The sequence below is a fragment of the Bacillus sp. LB7 genome, assembly GCF_030449715.1.
Classification (GTDB): domain Bacteria; phylum Bacillota; class Bacilli; order Bacillales; family Bacillaceae; genus Bacillus; species Bacillus paralicheniformis.
The window spans coordinates 1-1364 of record NZ_JASGCA010000051.1; the positions used below are offsets into that span (position 1 = coordinate 1).

Genomic DNA, 1364 nt, shown 5'->3' on the forward strand with positions numbered 1-1364 from the left:
CCGTTCATCGGCATAGACATAGATCATTGTGTGGAGGACGGTGTCTTGTCCCCGTTCGCTGAGGAAATCGTTCAGGCTATTGGAAGCTACACCGAATATTCACCCAGCGGTAAAGGAGTCCACATCATCACAAAAGGTAAGATCCCATTGCGAGGGCCGGGCACAGGGAGAAAAAATCCTGAACTTGGGCTGGAAGTGTACCGCCACGGCCGCTACTTTACCTTTACCGGTAACAGCCTCGGGATCGGGGCCGTTGAAGAACGAACGGACGAGCTCAAAGAGCTGTTCGATAAATATTTGAAGGACAAAAAAGAAGAATCGAAACCGTCCAACCCGCCTGCTGCTTCATCCCGTGATATGAGCAATCTCTCAAATAAGGAGATATGGGAAAGGATGTTCAACAGCAAGAACGGGAAGAGCATTCAGGATCTATTTAACGGTCATCTGATAAATGAAGATCACTCAGCCACAGATATGGCTTTATGTAATCACTTGGCATTCTGGACGGATAAGGATCCCGCAAAAATGGATTCGATGTTTCGGGAGTCAGGGTTGTTTCGGGAGAAATGGGATCGACAGCATTCATCTGACGGCGCTACATATGGAGACATGACCATTGCTGCTGCCGTTTATTCTACTCATACCACAATTTCTGATTTGCTGGAAGAGCAGCAGGAACAGCCGTATGAGGTGTACATTTCCCATTGCGATAATTCTAATTCTCAAGTTGAGGATATCGAAGAGATCATTGACACCCCGCCGGTCTTTCATTTAACGGAGCTTGGCAATGCTGAACGAATTGTCTACTACCACGGAAAGAATATCCGATACTGTAACGAGCTTGACTGGCTGATCTGGAACGGCAAGCGATGGGAAGAAGACAGCAAACGGAAAATTGAAGCCATCACTGCGAAAACATTACGGGCATTATACGGCGAGGCAAAGGCCACAGAGGACAAATTCCGAAAAAAACAGCTCAATGATTGGGCGAAGAAATGCGAGCGCCGCAATATACGGATGAACACCATTTTAGATGTCCGACCAATGGTTTCAGTCAGGAAGCAGGAACTGGACTCCCACAAATATCTTTTCAATTGCGATAACGGTGTGATTGATCTGAAAACAGGAGAACGTCTGCCGCATGATCGGGATCTGCTTTTTACAAAAATATCTCCTGTCTCTTATCAACCGGATGCCGACTGTCCGAACTGGAAAGCTTTCTTGGAAAGTATTTTTATAGATGACCAGGGCACACCAAACTATGAAATTATTGATTTCATGCAGAAAGCAATTGGCTATTCGCTGACCGGGGACACCACAGAACAGGTCATGTTCTTTCTATTTGGGAACGGTCGGAATGGTAA

General features: G+C 46.3%; 1 protein-coding gene. It reads left to right on the forward strand.

Going from position 1 to position 1364, the window contains the following annotated elements; genetic code table 11:
- On the forward strand, positions 1-1364 hold a 1364-nt coding region (locus tag QMZ64_RS22990; RefSeq protein ID WP_483298511.1), incomplete at both ends, for a phage NrS-1 polymerase family protein.